This window comes from SAR324 cluster bacterium, assembly GCA_015232315.1.
Taxonomy (GTDB): Bacteria; SAR324; SAR324; order SAR324; family NAC60-12; genus JADFZZ01.
Map to the genome: position 1 here is coordinate 149,677 of JADFZZ010000002.1, position 20,715 is coordinate 170,391.

Below are 20,715 nucleotides of genomic sequence, written 5' to 3' on the forward strand. Positions count from 1 at the left end.
TGTATTTACCTGAAAAATTGAATGTGACTGGGGAAGTTCTTTCCGCGTTATGGTGCGAACACTGGCGGTTCTGTGATACGACCGTAGGTGACTTTGTATTTTCGGCCCTGCCTGGAAAGATTTCTTTTGCGCGATGTTTCCAGAATCCGTTGACGTTCATCTTCTGCCTGCTGTATTTTAGCTAACCGTTGTTGTTCCTTGAGGAGTAATTGTTCTTCTTTTTCGGCCTGTATTTCTTTTTGCTTGGCAACATATTCTTCATAACGTTTAATGTTCTTATCTTGCATATCGATAAAGCATTGATAGCCTTCGGAAAGATTCCGGGGTTCTTTGCAGTTGACAACAATTGGGCCTGCCGCACCTTGGGCATTTGCCGGAGGGACAGGCTGGTTTTGTGCTAAAATGGGGTTTATGTTGGAACCAATCAAGTTAAGAAACAGCCATCCTGCCGCTAGATACTTCCTGATGTCATGGTATCTCTTCAGTGTATGTCTCATCAGATTTCCTTGCGATATTTACGGAGCAGAGGCATCTTCTCCAGATTCAAAACCTCAGGCTTCCACAAAAGATGCGGTAACTACGGATAATCAATCAACGGATAATCCGCCTCAGGTTCTTTCAGAAGAAGAACAAGCACAACAACTTATTGAAGCTCAGAAACGCCAGCAACAGCTTGATATCAGCAGGCGTGTTTTTGAAATGGCCAAAAAACTGTCAGATCAACGGGTTCCTCCGCCGACTGCACAGGAAATGAAAATTGCAAATGACATTATAAAATTAGCAAAAGAAGACGCTTCCAAACAGACCTATGAGAAAATGCAGCAACGTGTTGTTGACGCTCTTGCAAAAAATAAGGCTGAACGTGAACGTTTGCAGGCTCAGGAAACCGCAAAACTACAAATAAAATATTATGAATTTCTAAAAAACACCCGGAAAAACTCAGTGCAACAGGGGAAAGCCCCTGATTATTCAAATTACAATCAACAGTTTAAACCAATTGTGCGCAAAAAATAATTCTTTTTTCTCATGAATTCTATGCCATGCAAAAAACATAACATTTCCGGGACAAGATGAAAGGTCGTGTCGCAATGGCCATGAGTGGCGGTGTTGATTCCTCTGTAGCAGCCACTCTCTTGAAAGAGCAGGGATATGAAATCATCGGTCTGCACATGAAACTTTATCATGGACCTGACAGTCAGCGTCAGAAAAGCTGCTGTTCGCTGGATGAAGCCATGGATGCACGAGCTGTTTGCCATCGTCTTGATATTCCGTTTTATGTGATTGATTTTCAGGAAGAATTCCAGACTCATGTGATCGACTATTTTATTAATGAATATACCAATGGCCGGACACCGAATCCTTGTGTTAAATGCAATCAGAATATCAAAAGCCGATATTTGCTGCAAAAAGCTGATGAACTGGAATGTGACTATCTGGCAACCGGTCATTATGCCAAAATTGTGAAAAATCCGGAAAGTGGGCGATTACAATTAGTAAAACCGGCAGATTTGTTGAAAGATCAAACCTATTTTTTATATGGAATTCAGTCGAGTGAACTCCATCGTTTGCTATTTCCTCTTCAGGATTACGTCAAAACAGATGTACGAGGGATTGCGGATCAGTGGAAGCTGGCATCCGCATTCAAGCCTGACAGTCAGGAAATTTGCTTTGTTTCTGACGATTACAGACAATTTCTTCAGAAACATTGGACGACACAGCCTGAACCGGGCAATTTTGTCAACACCGAAGGAAAAGTTCTGGGCATCCATAAGGGACTACCTTTTTATACTATCGGGCAACGCCGAGGGCTGGGCGTGAGTGCTGAAAAACCTTACTATGTGATCCGCCTGGATCAAAAAAACAATCAGGTTGTTTTAGGCCAGGAAAACCAGTTGTATGCGCAGACCGTTCATGTTCAACAGGTCAATTGGGTTTCTATTGATCCCATACAGGCTCCTGTATGCGCCAATGTCAAATTGAGATATTCTCATCAGGGATCGGAAGCGACGCTGATTCCATTGTCAGAGGATACCCTCAGAATTGAGTTACATGCTCCTGCTAAATCTGTGACTCCGGGCCAGGCGGCAGTGTTTTATCAAAATGATGTGCTATTGGGGGGAGGATGGATCGAACGATCAGAAATGAAGACGGACACAGTTTGAACCTGAAAGGATATGGATGAATATATTTCTGATTGGATTCATGGGAGCTGGAAAAACAACTGTGGGCAAGCAACTGGCCCGTCGATTGGGATATCATTTTCTGGATATGGATGAGTTTATTGAGTCAGAGCAGGGATGCAGTATTTCTGATATTTTTAAATATATGGGGGAAGAATATTTTAGAAACCAGGAAACACAGTTACTCCAGCGACTGAGTAATGTCCAAAATACCGTTGTGTCCACTGGTGGGGGGATTGTTACCCGGGACGAAAATCTACGATTAATGAAATCCGCAGGGAAAGTGATTTATTTGCAAACACCACTAACCGAATTATCGAATCGACTGAAATTTGATAATAAAAGACCGCTACTCCAGGCCGATGATGCGGAAGTCCGCATGAAAAACCTGCTGGAAACCAGACAGCCTTTATATGAACAGGCAGACTATATTATTAAAACCGAGGGCTTGTCTTCTTATGCGGTGGCATCGCTGATTCTTAAATCAATCTGACCATCCCCAGTGAGTTTGGTGTATCAAATTGTGTGACCTGGACAAATCGAACTATTGTTTTTCTGCCAGGAAAAAACCGATTTTTCGGAATACATCAGGACTGAACAGCAGGGCAATCTGGCTGATCTCAAAGTCTGCAAACCCTTCTGTGGATAAATGTGGCAAAAGATCTGAGAATCGGTTGCGGTCGAGAGGGGTGCAAATAGTGAATGCAGGCTTGGTCGGGGTTATTTTCATATTTTTTTGAAGTTCATCCATAATGGAAGCTGAATTGCGATAAACTTTAGGCAAATATCGTTGTGACTTCTCCGTTGCGTTGCGTTGCGGGGTTTTAGGAATTCCGAGATAAATGACTTGTTGTACATAATCAGGATAATGAATCACAATATCTCTGGCAAAAATACCACCTTTGCCATGCGCGATAAGGGTAACAGGCCCCTCCATTGCGGCAATTTCCTGGACCCGTTGAATCAGGTTTTCACGCAATTGTTCAGTAGAAGCCCATGAGCGTAATTTCAGCAGATGAACACCATACCCCAATCTTTTGAGAAATGCGAACAGCAGATGCCCCGAAATATCCCCCCATGGAAATGACGGAAAGAAAACAACGGGTGAGCCGTTACCAGCCGGAATTCCTTCAAACAAATCTTCTCGTTGAAATAACTCTTTCAGTTCCCGCAAGGACCGTTTCACCATAGCAGGCGACAGGCGAAGTTTGTTACCAAGAGACGGGTCCGGATTGGTTACCTGTGTGAATGGAATGGAATGTTCAAGACTGTTTACTGAAGGTGACAGCGATAATGAGTTCATATTCATTCCTTTTTCACAAGCAGGTTAGCTCCAAATTTTAAGGCTCGCAAAACTATTACAGACTGTGAAAAAAATCAATGATTTCTTATGGAAGCTATTTTATGCTCAATTCGGTAGGAACCCATGCCATGATACTGTCTAATGTGAAGCGAACCAGATTGTAGTGAAACAGCATTGCCGTTTTCAAGAGCAAAAATCTGTGAACTTCCCAACTTTCGATCAAGTCGCTGCCCTCTGCCACTGAAAACAGTGGGACATGAGGCAACAATATTTTCAGACAATGGGATTTACAGACGTTTTTACTGGTCGAATCCTTCCTTTTCAGAGCATCTTCAATGAGGTTATCGGTGACATAGGCCAGTTGCAGTAGCTGTTTATCAAGAGCCGCGCCTTCCTGCAAAATATGCTTTTTGAATTGTTCTTCAAAAACCAGGAGATCTCCTGGTCTCGATAAGAAAATCTGTCGCAATCCTTTCATCTGTTTTTGAAGAACTTTGTCATACTGGTCAAGCAACTGATCTCGAATCCTTTCCGGGGAGAACCATCCAATAATTTCTTGAAAGGAGGTGGAAGCTTCGCATTCAAAATATTGAGACAGTTTAATCAACAGGGGTTGAATATATTGGAAACTGAACACATAAACATAGTGTCTCAAATGAGATCCAAATATTGCGATGTCATCTTCATTTCTAAAATTATTCCATTTCAGAACCTGATCCAAAGGGTTGTCAGGATGTAAAAAATGTGATCGGAGATACTTCTGTGAACATCGTTCTTCAAGAGCGATTCCCAAGGCATGTTCCAGTTTGTGTATGAGATCAAGATCACTCAACCGTAAGCGCTGGTCAACAACCATAACGCGGAGGCAATGCTGATAAATTGTGATTCGAAAATCGTAATCTTCATGTTGTCCCAATCTATTGATCAGTTCCTGTGGATTTTGTGGATTGGCCAGATAAAGTCTGCATACGCGTTTGTTTTTGTTTTCCTGTAGCAGGGCATCAATGGTCCACTGAATTAATTGTTCTTCTTCATAACTTAAAATATCATCAGCATAGGCGGCAAGAATCATCATTTTGATGAGATAAACCTTTTGTGCTTCCTGCCACGTATATATTTTTTGATGATTGATCAGTGAAACGGCGTTATGTTCAATGCGTATTTCAAACTCATAACTTTTAACCATTTCCGCAAAATACTGAAATATTGAAGGCTTCTGCTGTAGTTTGCTGAGGAGATGCTTGAATACAGAACAATTTCTGGGATGAAACGATAAATAATTTTCCAGAACCTCGATCAGAATATTGATGCATTCCGCAACAGTCTGGGCGTTCTCAACGCGTTGCTTGTTTGACCCGAATACAAGTAGATTCCACAGTCGTTTGAACCACAATTCTGTTCTGATATCCGAAACATCAAAAGAATCACAGTTTAATAATTTCAGACAATCGTCCACAATAATTTGTGACAGATCGTTGTCTTCCAGCAGATGGAAATTAAATTCCATGGAATTGATGGAATGGCGTAATTCCAGATTTTTGATTTGTACAACCATGGTGTTTCTCAAATTACATTTTCAGTAAATTCGCGGGATTCTCTTTCAATGCTTTTTTTACCAGTCTGAACGTTGGCAGATACATGGAAATCATACCTAAAATAACAGGTAACAGATAATGTGGTGTCCAATAGGTGAAGCTCAAGTCCAGATGTGTTTGTTGAATCATTAATGAAATCAATGCGCTTAAAATTAATGTACTCGCCAAACTTCCTATAAAGGCTACGAAAAACAAAATGGATGTTTCAATAAGAAATATATTCAGAATGGATTGATTGGAGCCACCAAAAGAAATCAGCAACCCAATGTCTGAATATTTGCGTTCAATATGTATTTTGCATGAAATCCAGAAATTGAACGATGCCAACAAGACCAGTGAGCCAATGATGATCGCCGTTACCAACGCAAACAGATTGGTCATTTTCTGCAGATTGGTGATATCAGAAATCACATCTCCAGCCACGTTAAAGTCCAGATCCGGCCTTTTTAATAACTGAACGACAGGGATCACATCATCAAGCTTGTCCACATAAACCACTAATTGCTGATATTCTCCCGCACTGTAGGGTTGCGGCTCCAGATCCAGTTCTTCGGGGTATTCCCAGGCGATCCAGAGGGGGTCCAGTTTTCCAGTAAGTGTCTCTATCATCTGAAGAATATCCTGCCAGTATTCTTTCTGAATTAACGGAATATCTTCACTGATCCGGCCAATCGTGAGCAGGATTTCATCCTGATTTTCCAAATAATCCATCAGCATGATCTGTGAATTATTGGTTTCCATGGAGCAATCTGGATGAAGATAACTGTCACATCTGAATTTATGAACAAGATTCCGCAGAATATCTTCATTCCACTTGTCTGACGGAATGGTCAGGGTAATCTGCCCAAATCGTTGAGGTTTTATGAGAATTTGCCTGTTGTAATCCAGAAAAAACTCTTCAAGAACAATGAAATCCTTATTATCTGGCAGTTCTTCAATCCGGTCCAGAATAGCCACATAATAGGAATAGCGCTGTATTCGCAATTCGAGTTGTTTAGGGTTTTGGACAACATGAGTGTTCAGAATGTTTTGGAAATTTTGTGATTCAATAAAAGCCAGGCCTTTCACATAGTCAGTACTATCAGACAGGATTTTAGATAAATTGGTCACAAACTGATACTGGGCATATTGATCAATAAAACGATATTCAGGTTCCTGCGTCAGCAATATATTGAGTTCGGGTGTCTTGTTTGAAACTTCCAGTACCCGTCGAACAATTTTGACGATTTCCTGCTCAAAGCGGTCTGTGGGTTGTTTATGTTGTTTGAATTTTTTAAATGTACTCAACAAGTCCGGGAACGTTTCAGGCAGGATGTATCCTAACCGTGAAGTCAAAAATGAGTTTGTGACAATCATCTGGTGTGGGTCAACCGGTCGTGGTTTTGCGAACCATTGAGTCAAATGCTGCTGGCGCATCAAGATCCCCTGGATGGGATCTTCGATAGAAACAGTTTGTCCAACACCCCGGAGTGTTCTCTGATCAGAAGTTAAAAATTGAAGATGAATTTCGTTTTGGCCCTTGACGTTCACCGCCCCTGAATTTTGATTCTGCTGAGGATTATTTTGAGAAACTGTGGGCAGTACAAATTCATTTCCACGACGTTGCATCGAATTCAATTGGGTCATTGTTCCTTGTGTGAAGGTCGGATATTTTTCGCTGGGAGAGACTCTTAACCGTAAAAAACTGGATTTTTCCAGTTCCTCAATCTGGGCTTGTTCAGATCCTTTCAGAAAACCGATCAACAGGAATGAAATTGTAAAAAACAGCATAAAAGAGATGGTTTGGACCAATGCCTGGTTGGGCAATTTCAATTCCCGATTAGGGAAAATGTCATTTTTCGCATATTGATAACAGAAAGATACAGGTGGTTCCTTGATTTTCTGTTCATGGGGATCCTGGTACACCAACTGCTTTTGGTGTTCTTCTGAAAGTCCAATGCTTGCTTGCTGGCGTTTGGAAAGAGAAATGGCGTGTTGAATCCATTCTTTGAGATTGGGATGGCCATCACTTTTTCTTAAAAACGATAAATGCCGTCCTTGCAGACGAGATTCCCCTGTGGAGTTTGATTTAGGCCATTCAACAGGAGAGAGCAACCAGAAATTATCTCCATATTTGTAGGCCAGATCAACATCATGACAAATCAGGATGACACACCGCTCTTCAGGCAATGCCTGACACCAGTCGCGTAGTCGCTGTAAAATGATATTGGCACTGTAGGTATCCAATGCCGCAGTGGGTTCATCGGCAAACATGATGGGGGCATTTGCGAGAATAGCGCGTCCTAGTGAGAATCGCTGTCGCTGTCCCCCTGAAATCTGTGTGGGATATTTCTGGAGATACCCTTCTTCCAGCCGGACAAATTGTTCGAGAACAAAATCAGAATCAATTCCCTGGCCTTTTTCAATGTGGTGGCCTTTGAGCAGGTTAGATAATTCGAAATTATTTTTATTATTGAAAGTCCGAATCAGATAATCATCCTGAAACATGAAACTGAAGGCGTTTTGCCTTAAAAAAATCTGTTCTTCCTGATTGAGTTTTTCATCATATTCATATTTTTTCCCGCCATATTCCAGATTCAGCGAAGTTTTTTCATGATCATATTGATCCATCATGGCCAGAATGTTCATAAGGGTTGATTTGCCACAACCGTTTCCTCCCATCAGCACTGTGACTTCACCAGTGGGAATGATGATGTCTTCCGTTATGTTGCGCTCAACCCATGTAATGATATGATCCAGACTCATGGGTTCTTGTGAGGGAACTTCAAAGGCTTCTGCCATTTCTTTCAGAATTTGTGGAGAATGGCCTGATGCCTGATGAAACTGTTCAAACAATTGAGGAATATCTAATTCCAGATATTCAACTTTTGACAGATATTCTTCAGAAATATCCCGGAGTTTATTAACACAGGTCTCCATTTTGGGATAAACATTCAGCAGAAACTCATTATTTCCTGACTGAAAATGTCTGACAACCTTTTGTATCTGAAATAAATTTTTCGGCATATTTCAACAGAGGCAATGATTCGCAATAAATTTCGAAGGATATAAAAATTGGTATTCCCTGTATCAGGTTCTTAACAAGGACAATTCGATATGGAAAGGATTAATTTATTGAGGTGTGAAACTCCGGGGTAAAAACGACCGGAGTTTGAGGAATGGGCATGGTATTTGAGGGGTTGAGAGTTAAATTGGTTTACGTGACATGCGGTCCAAATGGCGTTTCCACGCAATAATGACATCAATGCCAACGGATAAATCTTCATAATACTGATGAATACTGCTGATCCATTCATTGGAAAATTTCATTTTATTATATTCCATAGCGTTCCTTTCCTTTTTTGATCATTAGGGGTTATGTTTTGATTGAAGAAAATATACCCGAAACAGAGTCCTCAGCATAAAATTTCAATAGCTCCCTGCACATTGAAATTTTAGTTTTTGAGAAATGCATACAATCTGCCATTAAAGATCGGTTTGTTCTTCAATGGTGTATAAAAGTTGATAAATGGAATCTACTTTGTCGCATCCATAATTTCTTAAATCCGTAAAACCTGTCTGTCGTTTATACCCTCCGTCCATTTTTGAAACAGAAAGAATAAACCGAATGTCTGTTCCTGTATCCGTGTTATCAATGAGATTATTGTCAGGACGATTTGCATTGCTCACGTATTTTGTGCCAGAGACGGTTTTGGTCAGATCGCATCCGGCTGGCGTCCATTGATAATATACTTCTTTGGTGTGTTGCAATGTGGACCCCTGATTTTTATAAACATTCCTTGTGATGGTAAGCTGGCAGTCAGGATTTGCTAACGTAATGACTTCAACATCATCCTCTAGCGTCAGAGTGCTTGTGATCAAATCATCAAAGTCCAGAACAGATTCTGATGCTTTTTGTGAACCATCTGTTGCATTGGCATAATCGGGACTCTGGTCGGTTGAATCGCATTTGGGCTTACTGAGTTCATAAACACCATCTGGGATAGCAATGGCCTGGGAGAAGATATCCGTATTTTTTTCACGCTCTTCACAGCCGGAAATGATGATTAAAAAACATATTATTAATGGGCCAGACGATAATTTTTTCATGTTTCCTTTTTAAGTAATTGCGGTTAGCAAACTTGAAGCATTATATTTTTATACTTTGGATTAATTTATAATTAATTGTATTTAATGGATATTTAAAAAAAATTTTAAATACAATAATGCAATTTGCAATTTATTGTGTAGCTATTCTCAACAGGGATGATGCAATCATTGTTAGAAAATTCTAGGATTCACACAGATCAAATGATCTAGCACCCGCACCTGATTCAATGTAACTTAAAACAAAGGAGAACACTATGCAACAATATGAATCCATCATTCAAAAAGCCTGGACTGACGCATCTTTCAAATCACGTTTGATGACATCACCTAAAGCAGCGTTTGCTGAAATGGGATATGATTTTGGCAACATGGACGTCAAGGTTTTTGATGATGCAGGGGACAATGCTCATTTTGTATTATTGACAAAAGAACAAGCCGCCAGTGTAGATCTGGAAAATGATCAGGTTTTGGGACGTGTGACAAAAAAAGCTCTTGAAGACAGCAACTATAAAACACGTCTGATCAGCGATACAACCGCAGCCGTTCGTGAAGTTCTGGGAGTTGAACCTCCGCTGAACATCCTGGTTCATGAAAATACCGACAAGGTAATCAACCTGGTGATTCCAGCCAATCCTGAAACAGCAGGTGAATTGAGTGATACTGATTTGTCCATGGTTGCTGGAGGAAAAGGCCTTGTAATCAACTGTGAAACGATTGCTGGTGCGCTTACAGGTGCGGGCAATCTGACGGCCAAAGTTGGAAGCTATCTGCCAGGAAATTTTGGCGGATTGTTCAGCTCATTAGGACCTATCATGACTGGTGGTGGTAGCATGGTTGGAAAAACATCAAACTTCCTGGGTTTTATGGGTGCCTGATTGAGTAACCCCCCGGGTAATTAAATTTCAAGAGGTGACTTCCCTGCCTGCCTCCTCATTTCACATTGGGAAGTCACCTCTTTTTTTATTGTGATGATGTCACATTTTTACGCAGTCCGTCAATATCTCTTCCATAGAATCCATTCTGAAAACATTAAAAAACATAAATCTTCCTTGAGGAAACAGAAATACCTCGCTACATTGATAAATCAATATCGTCCAAATATTTTGTATTGGAAATCCCTTCATTTTTCAGGATTTCAGGAATGAACGCAAAAATTGATTTATTACCTTCGTTCAAACGCCTTTTGTTATTCGTGACAGTAATTCAGGTGCCTTTTTTTTGCTTGGCGTTTGATTTGCGTGATATGGATAAATTTCGCCAAACGAAAAGCTGTATCAAATGCGATTTGAGAGAAGCGGGCTTACAAAAACATCAGCTTCCAGGTGTGTTTTTATCCAAATCAGATTTGACTGGAGCCAATTTCAGTGGTGCCAATCTCTATCAGGCCAATTTTTCAGGAAGTAAACTTTCTCAGGCTGATTTAAGCGATACCATATTGACCAAGGCATATATGGTTAATATTGATCTCAGCATGACTAAACTTCAGGACTCACAACTTCAGGGAGCTAATCTGAAAGGAAGTCTGCTGAAAAAAGCAAATCTGAAAAAGGCAAATCTGTCTGGTGCAAATTTAAGGGATGCGGATTTCTCTGAAGCCGAAATGTCTGAGGCAAACCTGAATTCAAGCCTGATGCAGGGAACAATAGTGGAACGGAGTAATCTGCGAGGCACATTGCTGAATTACGCACGCCTGGATCAGGCTGTTTTTAAAGACTCAAATCTGGCCAATGCTGATTTATCAAATAGTATCATCAATGGTTCAGATTTTTCCGGAACGCGGATGGAGCGATCCAAATGGTATGGCGCAAAAATTCAGGGTTCTAATTTTCAATCCGCAGTGTTGAATAATGCGGATATGCAGAGAACTGATCTCAAAGAAATAAACTTTTCAGAGGCGCAAATGATTGAAGTCAATTTATCTGAATCACAACTTGAAGCGGTGGTTCTGAAAAACACCAATCTGTCAAATGCTGATCTTAAAAATACGATATTTATTAAGGTGGTATTCATTTCAGTTCAGTTATCAGGCGCAAATCTGTCTCAGGCTGAAATGAACGAAGTTATGATGAAAGATACAAATTTATCTGAAGCCAGGCTGGAGGAAGTTCAACTTGAGCGGGCAACTTTGTCAGGCTCCAATTTGATGCATGCCCGGTTACACAATGCCAATTTGTCAGGTGCGGATTTGACCGGCGTCGATTTGACCGGAGCAGATCTGGATGGTGCCAATTTGACAGGGGCAAATTTGAGCCAAGCGATTTTAAAAGGCGTTCATTGGGGACATGCCAATCTTGAAAATGCTGTATTAGGTAATGCTCAGGTGGTTAATGCTGATTTTTCAAATGTGAATCTTGCGGGCAGTCAATGGCAAAATGCCAGTTTTACAGGAATTACATGGCCGGATACATTGCAGGACATCAATTTTTCATCAGCCCAAATCATTGGCGGGCATTTTGAGGGGAAAAGAATTCAACGGGTTCAATGGCAGAATGCCGAGTTGTCATATTCAAACTTTTCAAATGCAAAGCTGGAACAAACAGATTTTTCAAAAGCCATTCTGACAGGATGTTTGTTTAATCAAACAAAACTGAATCAGGTGTTGTTCAATCAGTCTTCCATGCCTGGCGTCAGTTTTACGTCATCCCGTATACTTCATACCGATTTTTCCAAGGCCTATTTACTGAAAAGTATTTTTAAAAAATCTGTTTTGGAGAATGTACTCTTTGTGCAGGCGGATCTTTCCTTTGCTTTGTTCCAGGAATCTCAATTACCTTCCGCATCTCTAAATCAATCCATACTTCAGGATACTCAGTTTCCGGGGTCGATTCTGGATCAGGCCAATTTTTCTGGTGCGAGAATGCTACGGAATAACTTTATGAGATCCTCTTTGAAAAATGCTGTCTGGCATAATGGCAAGATTTGTTCTCCAAATTTTCCAGGTCGATGTGTGACCACTCCTTAATTTTGAGTCAACAGCAAAAACAGGATTTTCCACTCTTGTGTGGAAAGCTGTTCAGGCCTTCTGTTCCCTATCCAAACTTTTTGTTCTTCTTCCAGTCTAAGCGTTTCTTGCGGATAAGCCCGAAATAAACTGTTCATGAGTGTTTTTCTCCGTTGTTGAAACAAGGGTTTTATCCATTCCAGAAATTGTGCGTCTTTGTCCCATTCTGATTTTTGGGGAATCAACTGGATGACGGCTGAATCTACTTTGGGAGGTGGCGAAAATGCTTCCGGAGGAACATCAAACAGTTTTTTACGGGAACAATGCAAATCCATAGCGATTGAAAGGTATCCATATTTTTTTTTATCTTCTGGCGTCGCACAAATTCTTTCTGCGACTTCTTTTTGCAGCATGACTGTGACAGAGCTTATCTGATGCTTGATCTCCATCAGTTTCATCATGATTGGAGTGCCAACATTATACGGCAGGTTTGCCACTACTTTAAAAGGAGTGGCATAGAACTGTTCAAGCTGATCCGGGGGAATCGACAGAATATCCTGATTCAATAGATGAAATGATGGGGTTTCGAACTTTTGTAATAAATGCTGGTACAGGTTCGGATCAATTTCAATGGCAGTGACTTTGGCACCATGTTCCAGTAAATGCCGGGTCAGAACCCCCCTTCCCGGTCCAATTTCCAACACGCAGTCCCCTTCCTGAATTTGAGCTTCTTTAATCATCCGATGCACATAGCGTTCACGAACTAAAAAATGCTGCCCCCATTTCTGTTTCATGATGAACCTTTTAAGTTTGTCAAATGTTGAAGAATTTTTTTGTGTGCTGCTGGAAATGATAGTTCTGCTAATTTTTCAAACGGCATCCATACATGGGATTCATTTTGAGGTACAGTTCCTTGTCCTGTGCAAGAAATTATAAAACTGTGCAGTCTGACCTTGAAGGAAGTGTAGGTGTGTTTAAATGATATCAACGGATCGATTTTTGTCGTTTGTATTCCATATTGTTGTTCCAGATGATTGCTGATCTGCTCAGGCATTCTTTCTGGTTGATTGATTCCAACTTCCAGACTGGTAAATTCCCACAAGCCTCCCATCAAGCCTGTATCCGGACGTTTTCTGACTAAAAATAATTTCTGAAATTCAACGACGCCAGTCAGGACTGTTAATGAAGTGAGTGTTTTCCGCGCCTTTTTTACAGGAAGTTTATGCGGTTCTCCATGTTTAAATGAATCACAGAACATTTGTACGGGACAAATCAGGCACAATGGCGTTTGTGGTTGGCAAATCATGGCGCCAAGTTCCATCATTGCCTGGTTAAAATGACGGGCGTTGTGTTCAGGAATCCACGATTGCGCGGTTTCCCATAATAAATGTTGAATGGCTGCTTGGGACGATTCTTCTGTAATGTTCATAATTCTGCAAATCACTCTGGTCACATTCCCATCAACCACCGGAACCTGCTGATTGAAAGCGATACTGGCAATGGCTCCAGCGGTATATCTGCCAATACCGGGCAATTGCATCAGGTGATGATAATCTGAAGGAAAGATTCCACCAAAGTTTTCAAGAATTTTTTTTGCGCTTTTATGAATATTTCTTGCCCTTGAGTAATATCCCAGGCCTTCCCACAGTTTAAGGATTTGATCTTCTCCGGCAAGGGCTACGGATTCCACTGAGGGCAAGGACGCCATCCATCTTTTGAAATAGGGAAGCACCGTCTGAACCTGGGTTTGCTGCAACATCATTTCAGAGATCCAGATTTCATAAGGATCATATTTGATCCTCCATGGAAGCAGTCGTTGTTCTGTTTCAAACCATTTTAGTAAATTTTTTTGAAATATTTTTAATTCGTCATCGTTCATAGTATTTTGAAATTAAATGATTTTATTCATGGGCGATAGGTTTTTTCCGGTTACGACTAAAGATTTTCACTCAAGGACCGATATAAAGCTAGGTTCATCTTACAAACACAAAATTTAAAAAAATATTAAAGAAAAAAATGAATGTACCGATAAGGTACTTAACGTCACTAATCACTTTACTGAAACATCTGTGGGAGAATTACCATGGGAATGCGTGTTAATACAAATGTCGCAGCATTGAACGCGTTGCGAAATTTGAATCGGACTGAAAGGGATACCAGAAATACTCTGGAACGCCTGTCTTCAGGCCGAAAAATTAATCGCGCCGCTGATGGTCCCGCAGCTCTGGTAATTTCTGAGCAAATGGGCGCTCAGTTGACTTCAATTCAACAGGCAATGACCAACTCTGAAACATCAATTTCCATGATTCAAACCACAGAAGGTGCCTTGAACGAAGTCAGCAGTATTCTGATTAATCTGCGACAATTGGCAGTACACGCCGCGAACGAAGGCGCAAATGACATCAAGATGCTTCAGGCAGACCAAAGTGAGGTTGACAATTTATTAGGAACTTTGAAACGGATTGCTGATAACACTCAGTTTGGAACATTGTCCTTGTTGGATGGTAGCAATTCAGTGAATGGTGTGGCTGTTGGTGATGGTTTGGAATTCATCAGTGCCACTGAAAAAACAAAAGCTTCCTCTTCAGAAGGATACAAAGTCAACATCACACAGGTCGCCACTCGGCCTCTGGTTGTTGCGACCCGAAAACTGGAATTGGAAGATGCTTATGCCAGTTTTGTGATCAATGAAGGCGGTAAGACCGTTGCACTGGATCCGAAAAAAAATAGAACATTGAATGGTCAAATTGAAAAGTTATTGAATACGGCATCTGTCACACAAAATTCAGAGCAAAAAGAAAACGCCAGAAACATGATACAGCATCTGGTTGCCACTGAATTACAAAGACAGGCTGATGAAGCAGGGATGAATATTGAAGTGTTTGTCTACAAACCCGCTGACAGTTTTGGCGAGCTGGTTTCCAACTGGGATCCTGAAAATGAAAGTTTGAAAGCGATTGATCAGTATCCCTCACTTTTGAAAGATCTGGATTCAGATGAAGTATTGGTCATTCGTCATAAAAACTATGGTAGCGAACCCACATTCACCGTAACAACATCGATTGAGGATTTCTTTGGGGAAGATGCCCCTTCCAATCAGGCAATCGCAGCATTGCCCGGTCGAGATGTTGAGGGAACAATAGGTGGTTTTCCTGAAGTTGGTGCAGGTGAATCCGCTCTTGGAAACGGCCAGATTTTGACTGGCGCTCCCGGAACAGAAGCGGAGGGGTTAACACTCAGATATTCCAATAATACAGATGATGTTGTGCATCATGTGTTTGATCGGGTGAATCGTTATTATGCGGGGTTTTTCCTTGAAGAAAAAAACAACGCGTTTCTGGTAGGCGATGAAAAACCATCAATGGGACTTTTCAGCCCGGTGATTGCTGAAATTGATGGCTATGTTCATTTAACCCAGAATGCTCTTGCTTTCCAGGTTGGTCCAAATGAAGGACAACAGGTTCGTCTTTCGATTGACAGTGTTAACCCTGAAAACCTGGCCGTAAATATTGAAAATGAAAGCAATTTCAGAAGTTTGGTGGACATTGATTTGATGACAGGACAAGGTGCTCAGGATGCCATCAAAATCATAGATGCCGGGGTGGATCAGGTTTCATCAATGCGGGCGAAACTTGGAGCATTCCAGAAAAACGCTCTTGAAACAAATTTGAATAATCTGAGAGTCAGTCATGAAAATTTGTCATCCGCTCAGTCTGAACTGGTGGATACCGATATGGCGGCTGAAATGAGTACTTTTGTTAAAAACCAGATTTTGATGGAGTCTGGCACAGCGATGTTGGCACAGGCAAATCAGGTTCCCAAGGCTGTCCTGCAGTTGTTGCAGTCAAACGCCGGATAGGTTGGAACATTTCTTGAACACCTTTGAGAAAGGTGTGTAATAATCAGTCTGTTTTTGGAAAACTCAACAATTTCAATATACTGATTATTTCACAGTGGGTAGAAACTGCCCACTGACCCAGGAAATATGTTTAACCATCAAAGGAGCAGGATTGTCTGAAATCAACCCCAATGCGGTGACAGGCCTTGCCACGAATCTGAATACAAAGGATATTATCGGTCGTTTTATTGAAATTGAAAAACGACAGGTGGCACCCATTGAGCAACGGAAACAAACAAAAGTTGTCGAGCTGGAATCATGGGATGCCATCAAGACGGAGCTGGAAAAGCTCCAGGAAATTTCCTTGAATCTGACTCAAGCAGAAGTGTGGGAGGCAAAAAAAGTTGAATCCAGTGATCCGAATGTGATTTCAGCCAAAGCCAAACGCCTGGCGCGTCCCGGAAAGACAACCATTGCGGTTGATTCAGTGGCGCTGGCACATCAGATCACTTCGCAGGGTTTTGCCGAACCTACAGACAATGTGGGAACTGGTACCATTCGCATTCAGGTCGGCGATGAGGAAGACCGGACTCCGGTGACTATCCGGATCAACGATGGGAACAACACACTGGAAGGAATCCGGCAGGCGATTAATGATTCAGGCGCTTCGGTAGAAGCCTTTGTGATTAAAACCGGAAGTGCGGAAAAACCTTATCAGCTCATGTTGACCAGTAAGGAAATCGGTGAACAGGGACGTATCTACATAGAAGTGAAACTGGAAGGTGGCGCGGTAGATCCGCCTACGTACAAAAGTACCTTTGATACGATTGCGGACTGGGGTGGAACCGATGCGATCGTTCCTGAAACGGTGTTTAGAGGGATTGGGTCATCCACACCAATTATGGGGGTAGATGGAACCTATACTGGCGAAAATGATGTTAAATTCACGTTCACAGTCGCACAGTCAGGGACAGTCAACTCAGAAAGAGGGTTGGAACTGTTATGGACTGATACGGAAGGGCGACAGGGAACACTCAAACTGAACAAATTTAATTATGTCCCGGGAACACCGGTGGATGTGATTGATGGCATTGAGTTATTGATCAGTGATGGAGAGGTTGTCGGTGGTGACAGCTTTACGGTCAACGCTCATGCTGAAAAATCTGAGTTGTTGTGGTGGTTGGGACCGGAAGAACGTGTTTCTCGTATTGATCCTCCCAGTTCATGGGGAAGCAAGGCAACGGAAGGTGGAATCCAGATTTCAGGAAAATACACGGGGGAAGAAGACCAGTCGGTGGTTTTCCGGGTTGAAGGAAGTGGTCAGGTCGGTGGTCCAAAATCATTGATTTTACATTATGAATTTACCGAAACCGGCGAACGTGGCCAATTGAATATTGGTTATCCCTATTTGTCAGAAAACAATCCGGGTGCCTTGAAAGACGCAACGGCGTTTGACGCTCTGGATAATGAAGAATTGTTTCGACTGGATTTCAGTGTCCAGGGATCATTGCCCAAAAGACTGTCTATCGGGAATGGATTATTTATTGAGATCCCACCGGTAATTCTGAACGATGGTGATACGGCTGAACTGGATGTGAATGCTCCTGTGCCGGATTCGTTCTGGTGGAAACCGGAAAAAATCAGGGGCTATGATGGAAAAGTAGATACACAAGTCGCCTGGAATGCGTATGTGGATGAAGATGGGAATGTTAGCAGACCTGATGTGCAGGATGGAATTCTGGGTGCGGGTAGACAGAAAAGTACTGCTCCCATTGAGATAACAGGCTCTTATCTGGAAGATCTGCCTAAAACTTACACATTTGTTGTGAAGAAGGCAGGAACGGTTGGAATCACTCGTGGGGTGATGCTGGAATGGAATGATGGTGAAGGCCGGACAGGAAGAATTGATGTGGGTGAAGGTTATCAATTGGGAAGACCCGTTCCCTTTGATTCGGGCCTGGAAGTTGCTCTTGGCAAGGGGCGACTGGTGGAAGAAGATGAGTTTCTTGTCAACACAAGAACCTCGACAGTGCAACGACCTCAAGATGCGATTCTGAGACTTGGTGCATCGGATCTCGGGGGTGGAATTGAAATTCGGCGCCCTAGCAATACGATTGATGACATCATTCAGGGCGTAGATCTGGAAATACTTTCAACCAGTGAAAAACCAGTCACAATTACTGTTGCAGGAGATACGGAACGTGCAAAAGAACTGGTTCGGGATTTTGTAGAAGCCTATAACACATTCAATAGTACGGTTCTCGAATTTACAAAGTTTGACAAGCAGACAAACACGGCAGGACCCCTGTTGAGTGATCGGAACATCCGGAATCTGTATAATGATCTTGCCATGGTTGTGACATCTTCAGTGCCTGGATTGCCCCAGTCGACCAATATGCTGTTTTCTCTAGGCATCAGGATCAATGATAAGGGTGTTATGAAACTTGATGAATCGAAGCTTGAAGAAAAATTTAATGATGATTACGGGGCTGTAGCGAATGTGTTTCGTAGCAATGGCGTTTCGGACAACACAAGCGTTGATTTTGTGGGGCTGACGCAAAAAACAAAAATCAACCCTAATGGCTATATTATTGATATCACTCAAGCCGCGGCTCAGGGATCTTATATCGGAAGTCCGTTGATGAGCAATGTGATTGAAATCAATGATACCAACAATCAGTTGTATATCCTTGCGGATGGCAGAAAATCTGATGCGATTGAATTGAGGAATGACGTTTATTCACCTGCCAGCCTGGCAAGGGAACTTCAATCAAAACTGACAAACGATAAAAAAATCGGAAAACGCCGGGTTCGGGTTGAGGAAGACAATGGCAGATTGAAAATTATTTCCGGTTCCTATGGTAAAAGCAGTGCCATCTCTGTGGAACCCGGAAAAGACAAAAATCTGATGAGTTTGGGCCTTCACAATGGGGTTACAACAGAAGGTAAAGATGTGATGGGAACAATAGGCGGGGTTGCGGCGATTGGTCGTGGACAACTACTTGTCGGACCTGATGGCCAGGATTCAGAAGGTCTGAGAGCCTTTGTCTCACTCAATCAGGATCAGCTTCAAGATGGCCCGGAAGCGAGAATTGTGGTTACACGGGGAATTGCTTCCATTCTTGAGGATAAATTGAAGAAAATCAATGATGCGGCTGGCGGCGATGTCCGACGGGTGACCGATGATATCGGAACTCAGATGAAAAATTTTGATGAACAGATTCGTCGCATTAACAAGCGGATTGATTCCAAACGGGAAGCCTTACAGCTAAAATTTACAAAACTGGAAACAACGATGGGTCGCTTGAAATCACAGCAGAGTTATTTGGGACAGCAACTTTCAGCACTCGGCGGTGGCGGTGGCGGCGGAGGCAATAAACAGGGTGGGTAATTGTGACAGGTTTCATTAACAATACAGGAAGCGAAGTGAATCTTTCCTGAAAGCCTGATTTTAACTTAATACTAAGGGTGTACCATGAATACCTATGGACAGTATCATCGAGCCTATCAAAAAGCTTCGGTCAACACGATGGATCAGCAAAAACTGATCGTCATGCTTTATGATGGCGCGATCAAATATATCAGTATTGCGGTAGAACGGTTGCAACATCGTGAGCTTGAAAAAGCCCATACCAATCTGATCAAGGCCAAAAGTATTGTTTCGGAATTGATGGCCTCGCTCAACCTCGAACAAGGCGGGGACATCGCCAAAAATTTGCAGTCGTTGTACAATTATATGTTCGGTCTGTTGATTGATGCCAATGTGCAGAAAAATCCTGAGCCCGCACTGATTGTTCTCAAGCTTATGAAAGAACTCCGTGAAGCCTGGGCCGTTATAGGAAATGCGGGTAAACAGCAACCAACACCGGCTCAAGTGGGAGCCGGATCAAATCGAACAGCTAAAACGATCAGTCTCAAAGGCTGACCGGGATGAAGTTTAAACCATGGAGCGCGCTATGAATCGACCATCCACGTATCAGGCTTATTATAAAACCAATGTACAGACATCGGATCAGCTCAATCTGATCATTATGCTGTATGACGGACTCATTCGCTTTCTCAAAAAAGCGGAGGTCAAGATCGAAAACAGGGAGTATGAAGAGTCCCATAACTATCTGACTCGTAGCAAGAATATTGTGCAGGAACTCCTGTCCACATTGAAAATGGATCAGGGCGGCGACATTGCCAAAAATTTGCAGGAATTGTATCTTTACTGTTTTCGGCGCATTGTGGAGGCAAACTTGAAAAAAGATCCGCAGATGGTGGAAGAAGTGATCCGGATCGTGGACAATTTGCGTCAGGGATGGATTCAGGTCCGTGCTCAGCGCAAACAAACCACGGAGCTGACGCAACAACGCGATAAAAAATTAAGAGTTCAGGGTTGATAACTGTTCATTATTGTCAATGTAGGGGGTCATAAAGAAATAACCAGTACATAAGGAGGATGTATCGCTCGCTGTTTGTCATTCCATGCGAAGACCCGGAATCCAGGGGTACTGGGCGTTTGGTGGGTGCTGGATGCTGGATCAGGTCTGGTATGACACGGTGCCGAAAAAGAAAAGTGTACCACTGATTTTTTGGCGGATCCTAAGGAGGAGCGAAAGCTCCAGTAATGCAACTTAGGCGTTGAATATGTTTTAAGGGACTTTCCTGAGCAGGATGTCCCTTTTTTTATGCCCAATGAAAAACAGGTATTGTTGAAGGGACTGTCTTGAACAAGACATAGTCCCTTTTTTTATGCCCAAATTCCTGAATGAGGGGCTGGGATT

Annotated in this window: 17 protein-coding genes; 9 read left to right on the plus strand and 8 right to left on the minus strand. The window is 42.1% G+C overall.

From position 1 onward, the window contains the following. Nucleotides 1–47: 47 nt before the first annotated feature. Complete coding sequence (locus HQM11_02165; GenBank protein ID MBF0349802.1) at nt 48–497, minus strand: hypothetical protein; 450 nt, start codon at nt 495–497, stop codon at nt 48–50. On the opposite strand from HQM11_02165, the gene HQM11_02170 reads away from it, so the two are divergent. From HQM11_02170 to HQM11_02180, 3 genes are read left to right on the plus strand one after another with little or no spacing between them, the layout of a single operon-like run. Beyond that, complete coding sequence (locus HQM11_02170) at nt 466–1,014, plus strand: hypothetical protein (protein ID MBF0349803.1); 549 nt, start codon at nt 466–468, stop codon at nt 1,012–1,014. The genes HQM11_02165 and HQM11_02170 overlap by 32 nt on opposite strands. Nucleotides 1,015–1,070: 56 nt before the next feature. Next, nucleotides 1,071–2,162: a tRNA 2-thiouridine(34) synthase MnmA gene (gene mnmA / locus HQM11_02175; GenBank protein ID MBF0349804.1), complete on the plus strand. Its 1,092-nt coding sequence runs from the start codon at nt 1,071–1,073 to the stop codon at nt 2,160–2,162. A gap of 16 nt (nt 2,163–2,178) precedes the next feature. Beyond that, nucleotides 2,179–2,673: a shikimate kinase gene (locus HQM11_02180; protein ID MBF0349805.1), complete on the plus strand. Its 495-nt coding sequence runs from the start codon at nt 2,179–2,181 to the stop codon at nt 2,671–2,673. Between the two features lie 51 nt (nt 2,674–2,724). Here HQM11_02180 and HQM11_02185 read toward each other — a convergent pair whose 3' ends face one another. The 5 genes from HQM11_02185 to HQM11_02205 form a co-directional block, all read right to left on the minus strand. Next, nucleotides 2,725–3,483, minus strand: a complete 759-nt coding sequence (locus tag HQM11_02185; GenBank protein ID MBF0349806.1) for a hypothetical protein — start codon at nt 3,481–3,483, stop codon at nt 2,725–2,727. A 94-nt stretch (nt 3,484–3,577) separates the two neighbouring features. Continuing rightward, nucleotides 3,578–5,038, minus strand: a complete 1,461-nt coding sequence (locus HQM11_02190) for a TerB family tellurite resistance protein (protein ID MBF0349807.1) — start codon at nt 5,036–5,038, stop codon at nt 3,578–3,580. A 13-nt stretch (nt 5,039–5,051) separates the two neighbouring features. Next, nucleotides 5,052–8,084: an ATP-binding cassette domain-containing protein gene (locus tag HQM11_02195; protein MBF0349808.1), complete on the minus strand. Its 3,033-nt coding sequence runs from the start codon at nt 8,082–8,084 to the stop codon at nt 5,052–5,054. A gap of 180 nt (nt 8,085–8,264) precedes the next feature. After that, nucleotides 8,265–8,402 (minus strand): hypothetical protein, encoded by a 138-nt coding sequence (locus HQM11_02200; protein MBF0349809.1) that lies wholly within the window; start codon nt 8,400–8,402, stop codon nt 8,265–8,267. Between the two features lie 141 nt (nt 8,403–8,543). Beyond that, a complete protein-coding gene (locus HQM11_02205; GenBank protein ID MBF0349810.1) occupies nt 8,544–9,167 on the minus strand; it encodes a hypothetical protein in 624 nt (207 codons plus the stop codon). A 254-nt stretch (nt 9,168–9,421) separates the two neighbouring features. Here HQM11_02205 and HQM11_02210 point away from each other — a divergent pair, with 254 nt between their 5' ends. Both HQM11_02210 and HQM11_02215 read left to right on the plus strand, forming a co-directional pair. After that, a complete protein-coding gene (locus tag HQM11_02210) occupies nt 9,422–10,042 on the plus strand; it encodes a nitrile hydratase subunit alpha (GenBank protein ID MBF0349811.1) in 621 nt (206 codons plus the stop codon). A 266-nt stretch (nt 10,043–10,308) separates the two neighbouring features. Then, entirely contained in the window at nt 10,309–12,129 is a 1,821-nt protein-coding gene (locus tag HQM11_02215; protein MBF0349812.1) for a pentapeptide repeat-containing protein, read from the plus strand. Here HQM11_02215 and rsmA read toward each other — a convergent pair. Next, nucleotides 12,126–12,902 (minus strand): ribosomal RNA small subunit methyltransferase A, encoded by a 777-nt coding sequence (gene rsmA / locus HQM11_02220; GenBank protein MBF0349813.1) that lies wholly within the window; start codon nt 12,900–12,902, stop codon nt 12,126–12,128. The genes HQM11_02215 and rsmA overlap by 4 nt on opposite strands. Then, nucleotides 12,899–13,987: an A/G-specific adenine glycosylase gene (mutY, locus tag HQM11_02225; GenBank protein MBF0349814.1), complete on the minus strand. Its 1,089-nt coding sequence runs from the start codon at nt 13,985–13,987 to the stop codon at nt 12,899–12,901. Before mutY ends, rsmA begins: the two co-directional genes overlap by 4 nt. Before the next feature lie 210 nt (nt 13,988–14,197). Here mutY and HQM11_02230 point away from each other — a divergent pair, with 210 nt between their 5' ends. The 4 genes from HQM11_02230 (at nt 14,198) to fliS (HQM11_02245) (ending at nt 20,331) form a co-directional block, all read left to right on the plus strand. Next, on the plus strand, nt 14,198–15,967 hold the full coding sequence (locus tag HQM11_02230; protein ID MBF0349815.1) for a flagellin: 1,770 nt from the start codon (nt 14,198–14,200) through the stop codon (nt 15,965–15,967). A 151-nt stretch (nt 15,968–16,118) separates the two neighbouring features. Continuing rightward, entirely contained in the window at nt 16,119–19,337 is a 3,219-nt protein-coding gene (gene fliD / locus HQM11_02235; protein ID MBF0349816.1) for a flagellar filament capping protein FliD, read from the plus strand. An 84-nt stretch (nt 19,338–19,421) separates the two neighbouring features. After that, the gene (fliS, locus tag HQM11_02240; GenBank protein MBF0349817.1) at nt 19,422–19,871 is read left to right on the plus strand and encodes a flagellar export chaperone FliS; all 450 of its coding nucleotides are present in this window, start codon (nt 19,422–19,424) and stop codon (nt 19,869–19,871) included. A gap of 31 nt (nt 19,872–19,902) precedes the next feature. Further along, nucleotides 19,903–20,331 carry a flagellar export chaperone FliS gene (fliS, locus tag HQM11_02245; GenBank protein MBF0349818.1) on the plus strand — a complete coding sequence of 143 codons (429 nt, stop codon included), beginning with the start codon at nt 19,903–19,905 and terminating at the stop codon, nt 20,329–20,331. Nucleotides 20,332–20,715 lie beyond the last annotated feature (384 nt).

Bases quoted from the DNA above. Each gene is read 5' to 3' on its own strand.
- HQM11_02170 (MBF0349803.1), top strand. From the start codon at position 466: ATGTCATGGTATCTCTTCAGTGTATGTCTCATCAGATTTCCTTGCGAT.
- HQM11_02165 (MBF0349802.1), bottom strand. From the start codon at position 497: ATGAGACATACACTGAAGAGATACCATGACATCAGGAAGTATCTAGCG.
- mnmA (MBF0349804.1), top strand. From the start codon at position 1,071: ATGAAAGGTCGTGTCGCAATGGCCATGAGTGGCGGTGTTGATTCCTCT.
- HQM11_02180 (MBF0349805.1), top strand. From the start codon at position 2,179: ATGAATATATTTCTGATTGGATTCATGGGAGCTGGAAAAACAACTGTG.
- HQM11_02185 (MBF0349806.1), bottom strand. From the start codon at position 3,483: ATGAACTCATTATCGCTGTCACCTTCAGTAAACAGTCTTGAACATTCC.
- HQM11_02190 (MBF0349807.1), bottom strand. From the start codon at position 5,038: ATGGTTGTACAAATCAAAAATCTGGAATTACGCCATTCCATCAATTCC.
- HQM11_02195 (MBF0349808.1), bottom strand. From the start codon at position 8,084: ATGCCGAAAAATTTATTTCAGATACAAAAGGTTGTCAGACATTTTCAG.
- HQM11_02200 (MBF0349809.1), bottom strand. From the start codon at position 8,402: ATGGAATATAATAAAATGAAATTTTCCAATGAATGGATCAGCAGTATT.
- HQM11_02205 (MBF0349810.1), bottom strand. From the start codon at position 9,167: ATGAAAAAATTATCGTCTGGCCCATTAATAATATGTTTTTTAATCATC.
- HQM11_02210 (MBF0349811.1), top strand. From the start codon at position 9,422: ATGCAACAATATGAATCCATCATTCAAAAAGCCTGGACTGACGCATCT.
- HQM11_02215 (MBF0349812.1), top strand. From the start codon at position 10,309: ATGAACGCAAAAATTGATTTATTACCTTCGTTCAAACGCCTTTTGTTA.
- rsmA (MBF0349813.1), bottom strand. From the start codon at position 12,902: ATGAAACAGAAATGGGGGCAGCATTTTTTAGTTCGTGAACGCTATGTG.
- mutY (MBF0349814.1), bottom strand. From the start codon at position 13,987: ATGAACGATGACGAATTAAAAATATTTCAAAAAAATTTACTAAAATGG.
- HQM11_02230 (MBF0349815.1), top strand. From the start codon at position 14,198: ATGCGTGTTAATACAAATGTCGCAGCATTGAACGCGTTGCGAAATTTG.
- fliS (MBF0349817.1), top strand. From the start codon at position 19,422: ATGAATACCTATGGACAGTATCATCGAGCCTATCAAAAAGCTTCGGTC.
- fliS (MBF0349818.1), top strand. From the start codon at position 19,903: ATGAATCGACCATCCACGTATCAGGCTTATTATAAAACCAATGTACAG.